Origin of the sequence: Daejeonella oryzae DSM 19973 (genome assembly GCF_000422945.1) — a bacterium.
GTDB classification, from domain to species: Bacteria; Bacteroidota; Bacteroidia; order Sphingobacteriales; family Sphingobacteriaceae; genus Daejeonella; species Daejeonella oryzae.
Genome location: NZ_KE383964.1, coordinates 346,775 through 366,672, shown reverse-complemented (window position 1 = coordinate 366,672; position 19,898 = coordinate 346,775). Strand labels below are relative to the sequence as shown.

The window sequence follows — 19,898 nt, the reverse complement described above, 5'->3', positions numbered from 1 at the left end:
TGTTCTTTGATCTTTTTTCTATTACAACGGGGCCGACCGGAATTGACAGGGTGGAGATACGTATGTAAGCATGCAGCGCATTGTGAGTATATAGCGCTTAAATCTGAACTCTCAAACCACAGTTGGCGAAAATAACTACGCCTTAGCTGCTTAATTTAGAATTAAGTAAGCTTTTGTTCCGCTAGGTTCTGTTCTGTTACTTAGCATCAGGAGCATCGAATAACAGAACTGGTCAGGGTATAATGATGTAAAACCCGACGAGACAACACATCTACGGAAGACGGTACAGGTGAACTTCTAACCTTCCCCTTCCCGACAATTAAATAGCAGTTAAGCATGTAGAAAGCATAATTTGTCCCATGTTTGGACGAGGGTTCGAATCCCTCCGGCTCCACAAACAATCAAAAAACCCCTTGTAAATCAGATATTTACAAGGGGTTTTTAGTTACATCGTAAGTGTTACTATCAATTATATCTTTAGCCATTGTTTGATAATGATGGATGTTCCTTAATTTTTTGAAAGAGTCAGTGAAATTTATAACCTATAACTCTTCTTTTGAACTTTTGCGCCCTGTATTGTTTCTCTGACTCCTCCTTTGGTGAGGATCATGCTGCGTTTGCCGGTCTTTTTATTATATAAAAATTCAAATGTCCGGTCGGGGTTATCTTTCCGAAAGAATTTTCTGTCCGATTCAGGTATCAATTCCACATTCATCGTGTTCAGGTAAAGCTTATCGTTTTTTGCAATAATCTCGAAACTTCCGTATTTACCGGCATATCTGCTCAGCAACGCAGGATCTATACTTTTCTGAACATGTATGTAAGGTAGCTCTACATCTTTACCAAACATAATTCCTGCAAGTCCGTAAGCTATCCAGTGAGATTCCGACTGATTATTGGATAGCACGGTGATGAAAATATTATCTTCAGGATAGCGGTCCATAGTAGTCATTACCCCAAAATAACCTCCGCTGTGGGTAAGCATTTCATGACCGTGATTAAAATATGGGTTTATAAATATCCCATAGCCGTAGCTGTCTAAAAAGCCGTTATCAGAAAAAGCTTTATTATACTGAGTAAACATTTTGGCTTTAGAACTTGCAGAAAGCAGCGAATTACCATACAGTGCACGGTCAAGCAGGTACAGGTCAGCGGCAGTTGAATACATTCCATCCAGGCCAATATTTACTTCCCAGTTGATGTAGGGATTTTTAAAAAAACCCTCCCCTTCCCTGTAATATGACCTTGCCAGTTTCGGCACTATTTTTTCATTGCTATTCAATCCCGAATTCTTCATTCCCAGGATATCAAAGATGTTCTTTTGAAGATAGTCACCAAAACTAAGTCCTGAAGTTTTTTCAATTATTTGCGAAAGCAGAAAATAAGCCACATTGCTGTAGGCCAAATTTTTACCCGGTTTAAATTGCAGTGGCAATGTCTTTATATAAGTTAATGCGCTATCTTTTGTTAATGATGTTTGATACAGATAAAGCTCTTCGAAATCCAAAGCCAGGCCTGATGTATGTGTTAACAGCATGTGTACAGTAATGCTGTCGCCATTGGGAAAATCCGGGAAGAAATTACTTAACCTGTCTTCAAATTTAAGTTGCCCTCTCTCCACCAGCTGAAGAATTGATATGGCCGTAAACTGTTTGGTAATGGAGGCCATACCGAATTTTGTATCTATAGTGTTGGGGACCTGCCATTCGTAATCAGCAAATCCATAGGCCTTTTGAAATAATAGCGTATCGTTCCTGGTCACCATTACAGTTCCCGAAAACTGATTAACAGCATTCTGACCTTTCATATATGCCTCCAGTTTTTGAGTTAGGTTATTTTGGCTGAAGGCGTGGGTGGTCAGAATAATAAATAAAAAAGTTAACAGGCTCTTCGCCGCGGTTCCTGATTTTTTAAAAATAGTTTTCCGACATTTTACTGCCCGATACCATGTGGTTTTCAAAAGATATTCAGCGTTCATTATAAATTTATAATTGTCTTATTTTTTTGAATCACACAATATTCACTCAAAGTGATGTTCATACAACTATTTAAAATCATTTAGAATTCCAAAGCGGTTGACTGTTACAATTTTCTTTTCTCTGCATAGAATTATTTCTCTTTCATCATTTGTTAAGCCGGCGACTCAGTTCGGATGAATTTTCAAGTAAGAACCTAGTTTAATACAGCAACAAAAAAGAGGAATTTTTCAATTCCTCTTCGCTAAGAGATAAATTACAATTACCTCCATTATCCCATAAAATCTTTTAAAATCAGCCTTTACCCGGCACAGTTGGCCTTACCTCAATTTTACTCGGCAAGGTTCTGGGATGCATTTCAAGAAGATCAACTACCAGTTTCCCGATATCTTCGGGCTGAATTTTCCAGGCATCTGCATCAGAAGGAACATGGTCATTAAATTCGGTAGCCACAGATCCGGGCATAATGGTCGTTACTTTTATACCGTGCTTGCGCAGATCGAGCATGATGGCCTGAGAAAAACCAACAAGTCCGAATTTGCTGGCATTGTAGGCGGCACCATTTTCAAAAAAATTAGTACCGGCAAGGCTGGCAATCGTGATAATATACCCTTGAGATTTTTTCAGGGCATCGATACCGGATTTCACACTGTGAAAAACACCAGTCAGATTAGTATCTATTGTATTCTTCCAGTCTTCTTCAGACAATTGCTCTATCGGGGCAAAATGACCGACTCCTGCATTAGCAACCAGCACATCCAACTGCCCAAAATGATCTGTCACTGCTTTCAAGGCCTTTTGTTCTGATGCCAGAGAACTTACATCTGACTCCAGAGCCAGCACTTTTGAATGATCACTGCTTAATGACTTAGCTGCCTCCTGCGCCGATGATAAATTTCTACCGCTAATGGCTACCCGCATTCCCTTTTCAAGTAATGCTTTGGCTACACCAAAACCAATTCCTTTAGTTCCGCCTGTGATATAAGCTACTTTATTGCTGAGATTTGTATTCATGTCCCTGATTTTTGATTCGGATTAATAAAAAATACTGTTGGAAGATAAACAGCAGCAAGTGTGCAGTGTTTCTGAGATTTCGCTAAATGACCGCATCATGATATCAGGCCAATGATAGCAGACATTTTTGTGGTGATTTTATGAGATATTAAGAATCCTGTCTTACCCGATTGAAATTACAATGAAAATTTAGTTCATCTGATATTTTTCCTGTTTGAGCATAAACTGCTTGCCGGTTATGACCAATATGACAATCACCACGCCGAGAATAACAGTAATAATGAGTAATAGCTGGGTGATGAATGTTGAACTAGCCTGGGTTTTAACCGATTCTATGACCAGGTTTTTTCCTACCTGTGTTTGCACCTGCGTTAATTGCCGCAGGTCTTTGTTCAGCTCTTTGTAAAGCTGAACGGTATTTTTTAAATAGAGCGAACGGGCCACTTCTTTATTGCCCGAAGCGGCATTGATCAGCAGCAGCTCATCACGCTGATAGATTTGTAAATTTCGCTTTAGATTTTGCAGATGACCTGATTCTTCCTTTACCAGATAAGTGCTTTCATATTTTTCTAAAACGCTGTCGAGCCGGATATTTGCAGCCTTTAAGTAAGTTTTCATTTCGTCCATACTAATCTCATCGGTAAAAAGAAAAGTAAACAGATGATCTCTCTTATCATTGATCTGGTCGGCAATAGAAAAAAGATCTACCGCCGGAATTAACCTGTCTTCGTAAATTGAATTAAACGATTTGGATATGCGGTTGATGTTGTAAGACTCCATTAAACTGAACATGATGATAACCAGCATCATAATTGCCAGTAATATAGCCACCCGTATTTTGCGCTGTATTGCGAAAGCCCATTTCATAATAAACCAATATTTTGCTGAATATAGTAAATCTTCAGCAAGTGATTTAATAACAATCAGTTCCCGTTTAATTCTAAAACATAAAATCCCCTGCAATAAAATTACAGAGGATTATTCAGGTATTTTTTCACAGGTTTATCTGTTTGGCCAGCTTGCCCAGTTACTGCAATGTCCGCCGAGATCTGTTTTTTCAATTTTTGTTTGAGTACCGGAATAGGCGGCATTCATTACCGCCCGCGGAGAAAAATGCAATTTATTATTAGCTGATCTGAAGGCTGAACCGAAATGTGCCTGACTTAAGCCATGTCCGGATTCATGAAGGGCTACGGTTTCCACATCATAAGTGCCGCCATCTCTCCAGGTAAAAGCATCATTATAATAAATTTCACGAAAGGCAACATCTGCTTTGTTATTATTATCTGTATCAACAGGGTTGCCCAGCTCATCAGTGAATATAATTGTGAAAGTTACGCCGAGAATAAAATTGCTTCCTCCCGGAGCAAGCTGATCAAAGAACGCCCCGGGCAACCAGCCGGCATGAACCAAATCGGCCGTGTAGTTTAAACTTCCGGGATAGCCTAAGAGAGCAGCCACAAAACCTGTGGAAACAGTGCTGTTAAACGGAATTTTTGTCATTCCCAGAGAAGAGCAGTCAACTCCGTTCCAGGTAGCCATTGCTCTGTCAATCGCATTTTCAGTAGTGGATGCCGGGAGATCTGCGCAAGCACGCTTATTATCTACGTAATACGAAATATTATTTGATCCGTCTAAACTCAAACCGGGAACAAAATCATCGCTCAATTGCTTATTTCCACGATTGTTGAAATAGACTTCACGTCCTATCTCCTCTCCTTCTCCTGATGAGAGATATTCAGCTTTATACAATACGACATGTCTACCATTTAAATTTGCAAGCGCACGTGGTTCAGCTCCCAGACTCATCAGACGGGCGTCTTTTGAGCGCAATTCTAATTTTTGATTTTCTGCCGAAAGCTGATCCTCCGTAACAGAATTTTCTTTACAGGTGATAAATAGCATAGAACATGCTGCCAGGATGTAGATTTTAAAATTTTTCATAGGTTATCTGATTATATGATTTACTAAAAATTTAGTTCTGCAGAAGGGTTACAGCATCATATTCTAATTGATCAGCTAATCTGGATGGTAAGAAATGTAGTAGCTAATAAATTATGTGGAGCGGATTTACAGGCAGGAATTGTATTATCAAGTACGGCATAAAAATTTAATTATACAAGATCAATAAACAGTATAATTTAAATTTCTGTATAGTAATTAAAATTACTTACGTTAGTAAGTGATTACTCACTCATAAAATTTATGACCGATAAACAGCAACATATTTTAAAAGCTGCATTAGAGCTGTTTGCACAGGAAGGTTATCACAATACATCTACCAGTAAAGTAGCAAAAATGGCCGGAGTTTCAGAAGCTCTGATCTTCAGGCATTTTGAAAACAAAGAGGGTTTACTGGCAGCGGTTTTAAACGCCGGAAATGAGAAAGCCACCGAAATTTTTGCAGAAGTATTGCTAACGGATGATCCTAAAAGTCTTATAAAAAAAGCTTTAGAACTCCCTTACACGTTTAAGGAATCTGAATACGGATACTGGCGACTGGTTTATTCTTTAAAATGGCAGGTAAATTTATACAATAGTAATAAAGCAGAAACATTAAAACTGGCTTTGAAAAATGCGTTCAGAAATTTGAACTATGCTGATCCGGAAGCAGAAAGTGAATTGATCATGATTTTTCTTGATGGAGCCGTCACCTCTTTGTTATTGCATAAGCCGGAGAATACAAAAGCCATATTAAAGGTGTTATTAAGCAAATATCATCTATAAAATAACGAACTGACAATTGTTGACAAGAATGATTAAATTATTAAAAATGACAGGATTAGCTATCGGAACTATATTGATATTGCTCAGCATTTTCACCTTGCTGTTTATATTTTTGAGTCCGCAATTTGGCGGAAGCCTAAACAGTGAATTAAAAACTAGCTATGCAAAGTCTAAAAACTGGAAAGCGAATAAATTTGTAAACCAAATACCCACTTCGCTGGATATCAAACTAAAAGATTATCCCGGAATGATTGCTAAATATTTCGGGAACTCGAAAGGTCGGCAGCCAAAAAATGATCTCAGCGTTTTAAAAATAGATTCATTAGCCATTGTCAATAAACCCTCCGGCATGACACGCATTACATGGTTTGGTCATTCGGCATTTCTGCTGGAAATAAAAGGAAAAAATATTTTGATTGATCCGATGTTTGGAGAAGTTGCTGCGCCGCATCCCTATCTCGGAAAAAAACGATACAATGCTGAACTTCCCATTGAAATTGAAAAACTGCCTCATTTAGATGCAATTATCATTTCGCATGATCATTACGATCATCTGGATTACGAAAGCATTTTAAAGCTGAAAGATAAAGCAGATGAATTTTATATGCCTCTGGGCGTAGGAAGGCATTTTAAAAAATGGGGAGTAGATGAACGTAAAATTCATGAGCTGGACTGGTGGGATGAAATTAAACTGGATAATCTGAAATTGGTATGTACGCCTGCCAGACATTTTTCGGGCAGAGGATTTACCGATAATTCTACCACGTTGTGGAGCTCCTGGGTCATTTTATCAGAAACTGAAAAAATATATTTTAGCGGCGACAGCGGATATGGTCCGCATTTCAAAGAAATTGGAAAAAAATATGGTCCTTTTGACTTCGCAATGCTGGAATGCGGTCAGTACAATGAACAATGGAGTGCCATTCACATGATGCCCGAGCAAACTGCACAGGCTTCTATAGATGTACAGGCAAAAATTTTTATGCCCATTCACTGGGCAGCATTTACCCTTGCATTTCATTCGTGGACAGATCCCATTGAGCGGGTATCCGCAAAATCAAAAGAACTTGGCTTAAAATTAAGTACACCCAGAATTGGCGAATCGGTGATTCTAGGTGAAGCATACCCGGCAAGTACCTGGTGGAAGGGTTTATAATAGTTTGCAGAATTAATATAATCAGGAGGCGATAAATTGAATCCTATAATAATGATTCATAATTGCAGGGTATAGATGAACCTTAGTATCTTTACCACTTAAATTTAAGCAGATACAGATGATTTAATGCAATAAAATCACAGATCCGAATTGAGAGAGCATGTTAAATGAAGTTTAAATTATTTATTAAAAAATATTATCCTGCCTTATTGGTATTTGTAATTCTGGTCGCGTTTTCCTATCAGGCTTATGAGGGTGCCAGAATTGCCAGTTACGACAGACGCTCTAAATTATTTGATGCCCGTGTTCAGCGTTTATCTGAAGATGTAAAATCAGGCATGAGTAATTATATCCAGATTTTAAAGGGTTGTCAGGCGTTTTTTTATGCTTCGGATACCGTTTCTGAAAATGATTTTAAAATTTATACCAATAATTTAAAAGTTTCTGAAAATTATCCGGGCATTCAGGCTATGGCTTATGCACCTTATATTTCAAATAAAAAACACGCTGCTTTAGAAAGCAAGATCCAAAGAATAAAAAAAGATTTTAAAATACAATCTACGTTTACCAATAAAATTCTGACACCGATAGTTTTTATAGAACCTTTAAACGAACGTAATAAACGAGCAGTAGGATATGATCTTTACAGCGATTCTATCCGGAGGGCAGCTATTCGCCGGGCTATTGTCACCGGCGAAGCTTCCATCACCAAAAAAATTAAGCTTGTTCAGGAAACTTCAAAAAATGTTCAACCGGGTTTTTTAATATTTCTGCCGATCTACAAAAACGGTAGAAGCATACGAACACCGGAGGACAGACTGCAAAATGTAACCGGACTGGTTTCAAATGTGTTTCGTGCGCATGACCTGATGAGCGTTTTATTTGAGCGCTATTCTGATTTTAACATTGAAATTTATGATGGGAAACAGGATTTAAAGGAGCAACTTTTATATAATTCAGATTCATTAAAGACAAACGATTTCTTTGCATTTAATAAAAAATCGGATTTTAAAGCTAAATTAAATATTAGCATTGCAGGAAATCCCTGGGGCATTTTCGTCACTCCAAACAATCAGTTCGGTTCAGTTCTGGAGAGACAGCAACCTGCATTGATATTTATTTTTGGAATCTCAATCAGTGTTTTGCTATCTCTTCTCATCTTCAATATTATTAAGCGCCAGTCTGAAATTGCCGAAGAATTACTGCTGAGTAAATCCCTGGAAAGTAAAAAAGACGAATTTATTGGTATTGCCAGTCATGAGCTTAAAACACCCTTAACCAGCATTAAAGCGTATATGCAACTGCTGGAACGGGCAGATTTGAATGAACGGGAAAAGAACTTCATTCAGAAAGCTAATTCAAATGTCAATAAACTGAGCAATCTGATTGGTGATTTGCTGGATGTGTCTAAAGTACAGGCCGGAAGATTGCAGTTAAACAATGCCACATTTTCAGTCATCAGCATGATTGATGAAAGTATTGAAAATGTGCAGCATATGTACAGTACGCATCAGATCATTAAGAAAGATTCTATACCTGATGTTGAACTTTACGGGGATATTTTGAGGCTGGAGCAGGCTATGACTAATTTACTGGTAAACGCTATTAAATACTCACCCGGCGCTTCATCCATTTATGTAAATGCGGTTGTGTTGAGTGATGAAGTCCGCATTGAAGTTATAGATCAGGGACTGGGAATTTCAAAAGAAAATCAGGAAAAAGTATTTGACCGTTTTTTCAGGGCCGAAGAATTGTCGCCGGTTATATCAGGTTTAGGAATGGGCCTCTATATTTCAAATGAAATTGTAAAAAGACATCAGGGAAAAATGGGGGTTAAAAGTCGCATAAATGAAGGATCTACTTTTTGCATCACCCTGCCGCTAAAGCATACCAATAATTAATCGTTGAAGATTGCCGATGACTTAAATTTTATCAATCGGGTCTCTTTTATAATTATGATTTTCACGATACTGACTTGGCGTTAATCCGGTTACCTTTTTAAACTGCGTTGATAAATGAGCGCTGCTGCTATATCCCAAGGTATAAGCTATCTCATTCAGGTTTTGCTGCCCGTATTCTATCAGCTCTTTAACCTTTTCAATTTTTTGCTGAATGATATATTTTTCAATGGTGATATCCTCAGATTCTGAGAACAGATTACTCAGATAGGCATAATCTTTATGAAGTTTTGATGAAATGAGTTCCGAATAATTGATGTTCATTTCGGCTGAATCCGCATGATGAACCTGCTGAATAATAATCGTTTTTACTTCGTCCACCAATTGATTTCGAAACTCATCAATTAATTCAAATCCAACTAATTTTAAAGCTGATCTGATTTTAGATAATTCCTGATCCTGCAAATTTTCGGAAAACTCTGCTTTGCCCAGCACAATTTTCAAAGGCCTGAAACCTAAATGTTCTAACTGTTGCTCAACCACCATTATACATCGGTCGCAAACCATATTTTTTATTCTCAGGATCATATTTAAATATAATTAAATCTGCTGCGCTTCGTATCCGGCCAACTTTAAATCAGAAATGATTTCTTCAGCAGAAACATCTTCTGCATTTACGGTTAGTATTTTATCAGGATCTGAAGTATCTACCTGCCAGTTTTCTATAGCTTGTTTTTTATTAAGCACCGGAGTTACAGCAGCAATGCATCCGCCGCATTTTATGTTTGTTTTGAATTTTAAAGTTTTCATCCGTAAAATTTATAGTGTAAAAATTAGTGTATGTGATTTATTTAACTGCATCAAAGTTTCTGCCATTTTAAGCGCAGGCTATTTGATACTACAGAAACTGAGCTTAAAGCCATTGCTGCTCCGGCGATCATTGGATTCAGTAAGAATCCGTTAAACGGGTATAAAAGTCCGGCCGCAATCGGAATACCAATCAAATTATAAATAAAAGCCCAGAATAAATTCTGCTTAATAGTCTTAACAGTCTGTTTAGACAAGTTAAGCGCCTGCGAAATTTTATTGAGATCGGAAGAAATGATCGTCATTTTGGCAACGTCAATAGCAATATCAGAACCTTTGCCCATTGCAATAGAAACGTTAGCCTGAGCTAAAGCCTGACTGTCATTTATACCATCTCCTACCATCGCTACAATTTTACCTTCCTTTTGCAATTGCTTCACAAAATCATATTTCCCGGCAGGTAAAACTTCGGCCTTAAAATTAGATATTCCAACTTCTTTTGCTACCGCGGAAGCTGTATGGCTGTTGTCGCCTGTGAGCATATACACGTCTATTCCTTTGTTTTGCAACTCAGCAATAGCCTGTACAGACCCGGTTTTAATTTGGTCGGCAAGAGCAATTACCGCCAAAAGTTTGTGTGCCGAACTGAAATAAATAACCGTTTTAGCCTTCTCCTGAAAATATTTAATCTCCTTATTTATCTCTTGAGGAACCTCAATATTATTTTCAGATAGCAGATGATGGCTTCCGGCAAAATAGGTTTCCCCGCTGAATTTAGCTTTTGCTCCCCTGCCTGTTAAACTTTCAAAATCAGTTATGCTTACTGCAGATATATCCTGTTCTGCCAGCTTCATAACAATTGCAGCAGCCAGCGGATGCTCAGAACTGCTTTCTATGGCCAGTAAAATGCGGCTAAACTCCTGCTGTTCTTCCTGCGGAATGTTCCATATTATATCTGTAAGCAAGGGTTTGCCATTGGTAATTGTTCCCGTTTTATCCAGAATTACCGCGTTTACTTTATGACCTGATTCCAGACTTTCGGCGTCCTTTATTAAAATTCCGTTCTCGGCTCCTTTTCCCACTCCAACCATTATCGCTGTAGGTGTAGCTAATCCAAGTGCGCAGGGACAGGCAATAACCAGCACGGTTACCATTGCCAGCAGACCGTGAGTAAAGCCGTTTTCTCCGCCCAAAATAATCCAGGCAACTAAACTGAGAATTGAAATAAGAATAACCACAGGTACAAAAACCCCGGCAATTTTATCAACCAGGCGTTGAACCGGAGCCTTGGAGCCCTGTGCATCTTTCACCATCTGGATAATCTGAGCCAGCATAGTTTCTGATCCAACTTTTTCTGCTTTAAATTTGAAACTTCCTTTTTGATTAATAGTTCCGGCAAAAACTTTGCTTCCGTTTAATTTCTCAACCGCAACCGGTTCCCCGCTAATCATACTTTCATCAACAAAGGAACTTCCTTCATAAACCAGTCCGTCGACAGGTATTTTTTCACCAGAGCGAACCAAGATCTGATCACCGACTTTTACATCGGATATGAGTATTTCTTTTTCTGTTTGTCCCTGTATAACCCTAACCGTTTTAGGTTGAAGACCGATCAGTTTTTTTATAGCTGAAGAAGCATTCGTTTTAGCCCTTTCTTCGAGGAGTTTACCCAGCATGATAAATACAATTACTACTGCTGCCGCTTCAAAATAAACATGGGGTTCTACTCCCCGACTCAGCCAGAAGTCAGGATAAATGGTATTAAAAAGACTAAAAATATAAGCGATACCGGTACTTAATGCAACCAGCGTATCCATATTAGCCTTTCCATGCCGGGCTTGTTTAATCGCATTTATAAAAAAACTACTCCCAAAGTAGAACACAACCGGAGTTGCCAGAGCCAGCATAATCCAATTGGCATATGGCATATGCATCAAAAACATACCGATAATAACTATGGGGAGACTTAAAACAGCGGCAAAAATGGTTTTCTGCTTTAGCTCCAAATAATAGTTAAGGATCAGTTCCTCCTGCTTTTCTTCGGCATTTTCTGTATCAATAATCAAATCATATCCAATGCTTTGCACTGCTTTCTGAATCTCGGAAAGTTTTATTTCCGTTTCATTGAAAGTTATTTTTAAAGACTGGTTAGCATAGTTTACCGCAGAGCTTTCTACCCCTTTAATGGCGGCGGTCATGCTTTCAACACTGCTTGCGCAGGAAGCACAACTCATTCCAGTTACCGGTAAAATCAAAGTTTGGTTCGAATTTTTCATATAATTTGAATTACATCAAAATTAACACAAGCCATTGCAGGAGGCTTACATCATTATTATAATTTTTTACAACATTTTGAATCTTTATTCAAAAAACTGGTCGGAGAAATTGACCATAAATAGTTCTTTGGTACTTCGGGTGATACCGGTGTAAAGCCAGCGCAGAAATTCGGTATTCATCATTTCATCCGTCAGGTATCCCTGATCTATAAATACTGCTTCCCATTGTCCGCCCTGCGCTTTATGACAGGTTACAGCAAAAGCAAATTTTATTTGTAAGGCATTGTAATACGGATCTTTTTTTAATTCCTGCATCCGCAGGCGTTTATTCTGAATATGCTGATAATCTTCCATTATCGCCTCAAACAAGCGTTTACTATCTGCAGAAGAAAGGCTTGGAGTTTCGGCATATAAAGTATCCAGTAATACTTTGCAGGTTAAGGGTTCTTCATCCGGATAATCAACCAGCTCGAGCACAATTTCAGCGAAGCGAAACCCGTATTGTTCATGCATATTCCTCACTTTCCGGATCCGGCAAATATCGCCGTTGGCAATAAATGCTCCGCTGTTCTCTTCAGGCTGCAGCCAGAAATAATTATTTCGGACCACCATGATATAATCTCCTCCTGTAAGTTCTTCCTCACGGTACAAAATCCGGTTACGGATATTCTGATTATACGCATTTGCGTTTTTATTGGAACGGCAGATTACAAGCGTATTTTCCATTCCAAACTTATTGTAAGCATAGTTCAATCCTTCCACAAGCTTTTCGCCCGTCATGCGGAAAATATCCTGAAATCCTTTAGCCCTGATTTGGGGGAAAGCATTTTCATCCTGACGAATAAGTTCACGGATTTCTGTAGCATTATATAAAATACCCGAAGCTTTTTCCTGGCGCACCACATCGGTAAGTTCATAACTGAAAATGCGGAGTGAAAAAGAACTTTGCATTATTTTTAAATCCAGCGCCGGACTATTGGGCGAACCCACCGGCGGCAGCTGAGCGGTATCTCCAACCAGCATGAGTTTGCAATTTTTGCCGTTGTAAACAAAGCTTAACAAGTCATGCAATAAGCTGCTTTTGCTAAAGTCGCTGCCCTGGTCAGAAATCATAGATGCTTCATCGACAATAAAAACAGTATTTTCGGCAAGATTATCGCCTAAAGCAAAATTCATATCCGGACTAGCCGCATCCTTTTTACGGTATATTTTTTTATGAATGGTAAAGGCCTTTTTACCTGAATAATTACTGATAACCTTGGCGGCACGCCCGGTGGGCGCAAGTAATACCGAACGCAGGTTCAGTTTAGGAATAACTTTAACCAGCGCAGCAATCAGCGTTGTTTTACCTGTACCTGCATACCCTTTCAGTACAAAACACGCATCGCCTGATTCAGATTTTAAAAAACTTTCTATAATGAGAAAAGCTTCACGCTGCTGGCTGGTAGGTATTTTACCAAAATGCTGTTCAATTAGCTGATGTATGCTCACAAGGGCAAATTTGCATATTCTGCCTGAACTATAGCAGACAAAAGGTTTATTAGCTAAAAAATTTTACTTTTGTTTCCCGATGAATAATACGCTCCATTTCACAGACGAACAATTCCAAGTGCAACATTCCGATAAATGCGATTTATTACTTCATTTGGGCAGTAATAGTATAGCCTATTCAATAATTGATCAAAACAATCAGTTAGTAATTCTAAGAAATCATCCACGTAAGAATGATGAGCATATTTCTGCCATTAATAATCTTGATAATATCCGCGAATCTTCAGATTATCTACAGCTGAATTTCAGAAAGATTAAGATCAGTTTAGAAACTCCTGAATTTACTTTTATACCTCAGGAACTTTATTCTGAAGATTTATTAAATGACTACCTGCAATTTATTAAACCGGCAAGCGGATCAGAAGCAAAAGCATCTGCTATTGAAAAAGCCGGATTAATTAATTTGACCGCCATAGATTCTGAACTTACAAAAGAATTAAAACAGAGGTTTCACAATCCGCTAATTGTAAGCAGTATTGATCCATATATTGAAAGCACTTCGCAAATAGCTAAAGAATCAAATTCATCCATTCTATTTTTAAATTTTCAAAAATCAGCTTTCGAAGCAGCACATTATAAAGAAGGAAATTTTATATTCTATAATCGGTTTGAATTTACAACAGAAGATGAATTCAATTATTTTCTGCTGAATATTATTGAGCAACTTAATTTGGATGTGCAGCACACGAATATTCAATTAACAGGGGATATTGATTTTAATAACCAACTTACAGAGCGCATTTCAAAGTACTTCCATGAAATTAGTTTAGGCGAAGTACCACATATTCTGAAAGAATCCTGGTCCTTAGCAACAAATGAAGGGTTGCATACCTATTTTTCTTTACTCAGCTTAAGTTTATGCGAATAATTGGGGGCAAATTAAAAGGACTAAAAATAAATCCTCCGGCTAATTTGCCAGTAAGGCCGACCACAGACCTGGCCAAAGAAGCTTTATTTAATATTTTATATAATCAGTTTGATTTCGAAGAAATTAAAGTTTTGGATCTCTTTAGCGGAACGGGAAATATTTCTCTAGAATTTGCTTCTCGCGGAGTTCCTCAAATCATTTCTGTAGACCGTGATTCAGGCTGCGTAAACTTTTTAAAAAATACAGCTAAACAACATAAGCTGGAAAATATACAGGTTTACAAGGATGATGTTTTTAAATTTATGGAAGCAGAAACCGAGCCTTTTGATATCATTTTTGCTGATCCTCCATACGATTTAAGCCGCATACCCGAGATCGTTAAAATTGTATTTGAAAGAAACCTTGTCAGCAAAAAAGGCTACCTTATTGTTGAACATCCGAGCATGAAAACATTGAGCAATCATCCCAATTTTAAGGAGCAGCGCATATATGGCTCATCTTCGTTCAGCTTTTTCAGCCTCTCTTAGCTCTAAAAAAAGCAGAACTTTGAATTAAAGATTTATACTTTAACTTTACCGTATTATAAATCAATTCAGAGCAGTTAATATAAGCTATGATACTTAAATTCTATATGGCAATCACACTACTTAATAATTCTAAAGGATGAAAATAGCTCTTTTCCCAGGCTCTTTTGATCCGGTAACTAAAGCCCATGTAGACATTTTAAAACGGTCAATCTCTTTATTTGATAAAGTAATAGTAGGAATTGGGTTAAACAGCAACAAGGCATCATTCTTAGAACCAGAAACCCGGAAAAAAATGCTTGAGGCAGTTTTTGCTTATGAGCCAAAGGTTGAAGTAATGACCTACGAAGGATTAACGGTTGATTTCTGCAAAACCATTCATGCAAAATACATGATCAGGGGCATTCGCACCGTTTCTGATTTTGAATATGAAAAAGCCATAGCGCAAATGAATCACGCCTTAGTACCGGACATCGAAAGCATTTTTATTGTGAGTAAACCCGGCTATTCCTCTATTAGTTCAACAATTGTTAGAGATATTTTAAGAAATCACGGGGATGTAAGCCAGTTTATACCTAAAGAAGCCCAAGCGTTTTTACACAAATAGCCGGCGTCTTATCCTTCAATTAAACTCATTACATCCCGTATCAGCGGGTATGTATTTTGCTTTACCAAACTGAAATCTCCCGGGGCCATCCATTGAACATCGGTAATATCTTCTTCCAGCTGTGGAATCAGGGGCTGTAAATTATCTGCTTTCATCCAGTACCAGCTGGTTTTTTTGAATACAATCTGACCACTCATTTCATATACGTGGTACGTTTTACAAATTTTATCTCCGGCAGAAGAAATAATTATTCCGCATTCTTCCTCCACTTCCCTAATGGCAGCGATTTTAGTTTTTTCTCCTTTTTCAATCTTTCCCTTAGGCAAGTCCCAAACCCCTTTTCGGTAAATGAACAGGAATTTATTCTCATCACTTCTGACAACTCCACCCGCAGCCTTAATTATTTTTAAAGATTGTTTAATTTGCTTAAACAATCGTCTGGCATTTGATGTTAGCAGAACGAATATACCGCCTGAATTTTCTTGCTTAAAGCGCTGGTAAAATTGCGTGAACACAAATCCTTCTGGTTCAATTTGTTGATAGTTTTCATCAGAAAAAGGTGCTGTTTCGGTTATGATTAAAGCAGTTTGGTTAATATATATTCTATACATTTGTAGCCTATGAGTAACAAGAGTGAGATTGAAGAGAAAGTTGCTGAATTTTTGTTGCAAATTAAAGCAATTAAATTACAACCTAATAACCCTTTTACATGGGCCTCTGGATGGAGGTCTCCAATTTATTGTGATAACCGCATTACTTTGTCTCATCCATCCATCAGAACTTATATCCGTCAGAAATTAGCCTCCCTTATTCAGGAAGAATATGGATCTGTGAGTGTGATTGCAGGTGTTGCAACCGCCGGAATACCACAGGGAGTTTTGGTAGCTCAGGAACTGGGATTACCATTTATTTATGTACGGTCTAAACCAAAAGATCACGGTACGGGAAGTCTTATTGAAGGCGAATTCTCCGAAGGTCAGCGTGTGGCAGTTGTAGAAGATTTGATTTCAACAGGTAAAAGCAGCTTGCAGGCTGTAGATGCGTTGAGAAATGCCGGGCTCGAAGTTGCCGGATTGGCTGCTATTTTCAATTACGGATTTGATGCAGCTGAACAAAATTTTAAAAATGCAAAATGCAGATATTCTACTCTTTCAAATTACAACGCCTTGATAGATTATGCTGCAAAACATAGTTTCGTATCAGAAGATGATCTTTTGCTGCTTCGTAAATGGAGAGAAAATCCATCAGAGTGGACCAACACAATTCAAAATATAGCCTGATCTAAATATTGATATGACTAAATTTCAAAGTAAAATAACCATAAATAAACCTGTAAATGAGGTTTATGCTTTTCTTTCCGATCTGAATAATCACGAGCAGTTAATGCCCGAAAATATTTACAACTGGTCATCAACTACTGATGAAGCACGCTTTACCATCCAGAATATGGCGAAACTGGCATTGAAAGTATCGGCCAGAAGTGAAAATCAGGAAATTGTAATTATACCTTCTGAAAAAGCACCTTTTGATGTAGAGCTGAAATGGAATTTACAAGATAACGGCAATAACACAACCGAAGCTTTTTTAACCATCTCCGCAGACTTGAATATGATGATGAAAATGCTTGCGAGTGGCCCGCTACAAAAACTGGCTGATCAGCAAACCAGCAAATTGCAATCGATATAATTTTTAAGAGGCTCTGAAATTTCAGAGCCTCTTAATTTTTCTCTATTCTTACTGCAACTTTTTCCGATTATTTTATTCTCATCGGCCCTTTCGTCATAAGAAGATAAATTTCAGCGACAAAAAATCATTATTAAAATCATTTTCAATGAATGGTTTTGGTTTTGAGTAAATTGTAGCATGAATCTGAACAACTTTACAATCAAAGCTCAGGAAGCTATTCAAAAGGCTTCTGAAATCGCAGTTGGCAATCAGCAGCAGGCTATTGAAACTGCCCACATATTAAAAGGTTTGTTAATGGTTGATGAAAACGTAATCAACTATTTACTAAAAAAACTGAATGTAAATATTAACAGAATCACATCTGTTTTAGATGCCCAGATTCAAAGTTTTCCAAAAGTTACCGGAGGCGACATGTATTTGTCTTCTTCTTCCAATAGTGCTTTACAGAAAGCGCAGTCATATCTTAAAGAATTTAAGGATGAATTTGTATCTGTCGAGCATATCCTGTTAGGCATCCTAAATTCGGGAGATAAAGTAAGTAATATCCTCAAAGATTCGGGGGTTAATGAGAAAGATCTTAAAAAGGCAATTCTTGAACTTCGTGGAAACAGTCATGTTACCGATCAAAATGCCGAAGCCACCTATAATGCATTAAATAAATATGCCCGCAACCTCAATGAGTATGCTGGCACCGGAAAGCTCGATCCTGTTATCGGACGTGATGAAGAGATCAGAAGAGTGATTCAGATACTTTCAAGACGTACCAAAAATAATCCCATTTTAATTGGTGAACCCGGTGTTGGAAAAACCGCAATTGCCGAAGGAATTGCTTTTCGAATCATCAAAGGAGATGTTCCTGAAAATCTGAAGACAAAGACAGTTTATTCACTGGATATGGGCGCCTTAATCGCGGGAGCTAAATATAAAGGCGAATTTGAAGAAAGACTAAAAGCAGTTATTAAAGAAGTTACCCAGAGTGACGGAGAAATTGTTCTGTTTATAGATGAAATACACACACTTGTAGGTGCAGGCGGCGGTGAAGGTGCAATGGATGCCGCTAATATTTTGAAACCGGCACTTGCCCGTGGAGAATTGAAAGCAATTGGTGCAACTACATTAAATGAATATCAAAAGTATCTGGAGAAAGACAAAGCCCTGGAACGCCGTTTCCAGAAAGTAATGGTCGATGAACCCGATACTCAGGATGCCATATCCATATTGCGTGGGCTGAAAGAAAAATATGAAACGCATCATAAAGTCAGGATTAAGGATGAAGCCATCATAGCTGCCGTAGAACTATCACAACGGTATATTTCAGATCGTTTTTTGCCGGATAAGGCTATTGACCTGATGGATGAGGCTGCTTCAAAATTACGACTGGAAATGGATTCTGTTCCCGAAGTGGTGGATGAACTGGAGCGCCGCATTATGCAGCTTGAAATTGAACGTGAAGCTATTAAACGGGAAAATGACGAAAAGAAAGTTAAGGACCTGAGCGAAGCAATTGCTAATTTATCTAATGAACGCGATTCTTTGCGGGCCAAATGGCAGGGCGAAAAAGACCATGTAGATGGAATTAACAATAAACTGGAGCAAATAGAAAACTTTAAACTGGAAGCCGAACAGGCTGAACGTGCCGGAGATTACGGCAAAGTTGCAGAGTTACGCTATGGAAAAATTAAAGAGGCTCAGGCCGAAGTTGAAAATCTAAAAAAAGAACTGGAAGAAACTCAGTCTGAAAGCCGGATGCTGAAAGAGGAAGTTACTGCAGAAGATATAGCCGGAGTTGTTTCCCGCTGGACCGGAATTCCGGTTACTAAAATGATACAGAGTGAGCGGGAAAAACTGCTTCATCTGGAGCAGGAATTACATAAACGTGTAGCCGGTCAGCATGAGGCGATCGAAGCCATTTCTGATGCTATACGACGTTCAAGAGCGGGCTTACAGGACAAACGGAAACCAATCGGTTCTTTTATTTTCCTGGGGACTACCGGTGTGGGTAAAACTGAACTGGCAAAAGCCCTGGCTGAATTCCTGTTTAACGATGAGCACTCCATGGTACGTATTGATATGAGCGAATATCAGGAACGCCACTCTGTTTCAAGGCTAATTGGCGCTCCTCCGGGGTATGTGGGTTATGATGAAGGCGGACAACTTACTGAAGCCGTTAGGCGCAAGCCTTACTCGGTGATTCTTTTAGATGAAATTGAAAAGGCTCATCCGGATGTATTTAATATTTTGCTGCAGGTTTTAGATGACGGTCGCTTAACTGATAACAAAGGTCGGGTAGTAAATTTTAAAAACACCATCATCATCATGACCTCAAATATCGGCTCTCACCTGATCCAGGAAAATTTCAAAGATTTGGATGATGTGAACCGTGATGAAGTTGTTGCAAAAACAAAAACTGAATTATTTGAACTGCTGAAGCAGACCATCCGACCTGAATTTTTGAACCGGATTGATGAGCTGATTATGTTTACACCGCTTAATCGCGAAGAACTGCGGGATATTGTTTCACTTCAGTTTAAAGGTGTACAGCACGTATTAGCAGAAATGGGAATTCAGATTGAAGCTTCTGATGATGCCTTGGACTGGCTTGCTCAATTAGGTTATGATCCTCAGTTTGGTGCCCGTCCATTGAAAAGGGTTATTCAGAAAAGAATTTTAAATGAATTATCTAAGGATATCCTGGCTGGAAAAGTGGATAAGGAAAGCAAAATTAAACTGGATGTTTTTGACAATCAGTTTGTATTTATGAATACCAAAAAAGAAGAGAAAGCAGATTTGGATGTATCTTAAAAAGAT

The 19,898-nt window shown here is 38.3% G+C and carries 18 protein-coding genes and 1 other RNA gene; 10 read left to right on the top strand and 9 right to left on the bottom strand.

The window, feature by feature from the left end; all coding sequences use genetic code 11:
• The first annotated feature begins 28 nt into the window (after positions 1 to 28).
• Positions 29 to 397: a transfer-messenger RNA gene (gene ssrA, locus G521_RS18070) on the top strand.
• A gap of 138 nt (positions 398 to 535) precedes the next feature.
• On the opposite strand, the gene G521_RS17435 is transcribed toward ssrA, so the two are convergent.
• From G521_RS17435 to G521_RS0114800, 4 genes are all read right to left on the bottom strand, one after another.
• Positions 536 to 1,978 carry a serine hydrolase gene (locus tag G521_RS17435; protein WP_081675094.1) on the bottom strand — a complete coding sequence of 481 codons (1,443 nt, stop codon included), beginning with the start codon at positions 1,976 to 1,978 and terminating at the stop codon, positions 536 to 538.
• Between the two features lie 292 nt (positions 1,979 to 2,270).
• Entirely contained in the window at positions 2,271 to 2,990 is a 720-nt protein-coding gene (locus G521_RS0114810; protein WP_026899217.1) for an SDR family oxidoreductase, read from the bottom strand.
• 189 nt (positions 2,991 to 3,179) lie between these two features.
• On the bottom strand, positions 3,180 to 3,857 hold the full coding sequence (locus G521_RS0114805; protein WP_026899216.1) for an MCP four helix bundle domain-containing protein: 678 nt from the start codon (positions 3,855 to 3,857) through the stop codon (positions 3,180 to 3,182).
• Positions 3,858 to 3,992: 135 nt separating this feature from the next.
• Positions 3,993 to 4,934, bottom strand: a complete 942-nt coding sequence (locus G521_RS0114800) for a hypothetical protein (RefSeq protein WP_026899215.1) — start codon at positions 4,932 to 4,934, stop codon at positions 3,993 to 3,995.
• 261 nt (positions 4,935 to 5,195) lie between these two features.
• Between G521_RS0114800 and G521_RS0114795 the strand changes: the two genes are divergently transcribed.
• The 3 genes from G521_RS0114795 (at position 5,196) to G521_RS17905 (ending at position 8,774) form a co-directional block, all read left to right on the top strand.
• Positions 5,196 to 5,717 (top strand): TetR/AcrR family transcriptional regulator, encoded by a 522-nt coding sequence (locus G521_RS0114795; protein ID WP_026899214.1) that lies wholly within the window; start codon positions 5,196 to 5,198, stop codon positions 5,715 to 5,717.
• A gap of 46 nt (positions 5,718 to 5,763) precedes the next feature.
• Positions 5,764 to 6,873, top strand: coding sequence for an MBL fold metallo-hydrolase (locus tag G521_RS0114790; protein WP_036679625.1), 1,110 nt, complete (start codon positions 5,764 to 5,766; stop codon positions 6,871 to 6,873).
• A gap of 167 nt (positions 6,874 to 7,040) precedes the next feature.
• Entirely contained in the window at positions 7,041 to 8,774 is a 1,734-nt protein-coding gene (locus tag G521_RS17905; protein WP_051189784.1) for a CHASE domain-containing sensor histidine kinase, read from the top strand.
• Between the two features lie 21 nt (positions 8,775 to 8,795).
• Here G521_RS17905 and G521_RS0114780 read toward each other — a convergent pair whose 3' ends face one another.
• The 4 genes from G521_RS0114780 to G521_RS0114765 form a co-directional block, all read right to left on the bottom strand.
• A complete protein-coding gene (locus G521_RS0114780) occupies positions 8,796 to 9,359 on the bottom strand; it encodes a helix-turn-helix domain-containing protein (protein WP_026899212.1) in 564 nt (187 codons plus the stop codon).
• Between the two features lie 12 nt (positions 9,360 to 9,371).
• Positions 9,372 to 9,581: a heavy-metal-associated domain-containing protein gene (locus G521_RS0114775; RefSeq protein WP_026899211.1), complete on the bottom strand. Its 210-nt coding sequence runs from the start codon at positions 9,579 to 9,581 to the stop codon at positions 9,372 to 9,374.
• A 50-nt stretch (positions 9,582 to 9,631) separates the two neighbouring features.
• Positions 9,632 to 11,854, bottom strand: coding sequence for a heavy metal translocating P-type ATPase (locus G521_RS0114770; protein WP_026899210.1), 2,223 nt, complete (start codon positions 11,852 to 11,854; stop codon positions 9,632 to 9,634).
• Between the two features lie 84 nt (positions 11,855 to 11,938).
• A complete protein-coding gene (locus G521_RS0114765; RefSeq protein ID WP_026899209.1) occupies positions 11,939 to 13,345 on the bottom strand; it encodes an ATP-dependent DNA helicase in 1,407 nt (468 codons plus the stop codon).
• Positions 13,346 to 13,424: 79 nt separating this feature from the next.
• On the opposite strand from G521_RS0114765, the gene G521_RS0114760 reads away from it, so the two are divergent.
• From G521_RS0114760 to coaD, 3 genes are all read left to right on the top strand, one after another.
• Complete coding sequence (locus G521_RS0114760; protein WP_026899208.1) at positions 13,425 to 14,273, top strand: DUF3822 family protein; 849 nt, start codon at positions 13,425 to 13,427, stop codon at positions 14,271 to 14,273.
• Positions 14,264 to 14,800: a 16S rRNA (guanine(966)-N(2))-methyltransferase RsmD gene (gene rsmD / locus G521_RS0114755; protein WP_026899207.1), complete on the top strand. Its 537-nt coding sequence runs from the start codon at positions 14,264 to 14,266 to the stop codon at positions 14,798 to 14,800. The genes G521_RS0114760 and rsmD overlap by 10 nt, the downstream gene beginning before the upstream one ends.
• Positions 14,801 to 14,936: 136 nt before the next feature.
• The gene (coaD, locus tag G521_RS0114750; RefSeq protein ID WP_026899206.1) at positions 14,937 to 15,404 is read left to right on the top strand and encodes a pantetheine-phosphate adenylyltransferase; all 468 of its coding nucleotides are present in this window, start codon (positions 14,937 to 14,939) and stop codon (positions 15,402 to 15,404) included.
• An 8-nt stretch (positions 15,405 to 15,412) separates the two neighbouring features.
• Here the strand turns inward: coaD and G521_RS0114745 are convergent, their stop codons facing one another.
• Positions 15,413 to 16,015, bottom strand: a complete 603-nt coding sequence (locus G521_RS0114745) for an NUDIX hydrolase (RefSeq protein WP_026899205.1) — start codon at positions 16,013 to 16,015, stop codon at positions 15,413 to 15,415.
• A 9-nt stretch (positions 16,016 to 16,024) separates the two neighbouring features.
• Here G521_RS0114745 and pyrE point away from each other — a divergent pair, with 9 nt between their 5' ends.
• From pyrE to clpB, 3 genes are all read left to right on the top strand, one after another.
• Positions 16,025 to 16,684, top strand: a complete 660-nt coding sequence (gene pyrE / locus G521_RS0114740; protein WP_026899204.1) for an orotate phosphoribosyltransferase — start codon at positions 16,025 to 16,027, stop codon at positions 16,682 to 16,684.
• A 13-nt stretch (positions 16,685 to 16,697) separates the two neighbouring features.
• Entirely contained in the window at positions 16,698 to 17,090 is a 393-nt protein-coding gene (locus G521_RS0114735; RefSeq protein WP_026899203.1) for an SRPBCC family protein, read from the top strand.
• Positions 17,091 to 17,267: 177 nt separating this feature from the next.
• Positions 17,268 to 19,892 (top strand): ATP-dependent chaperone ClpB, encoded by a 2,625-nt coding sequence (gene clpB / locus G521_RS0114730; protein ID WP_026899202.1) that lies wholly within the window; start codon positions 17,268 to 17,270, stop codon positions 19,890 to 19,892.
• The last annotated feature ends 6 nt before the right edge of the window (positions 19,893 to 19,898 follow it).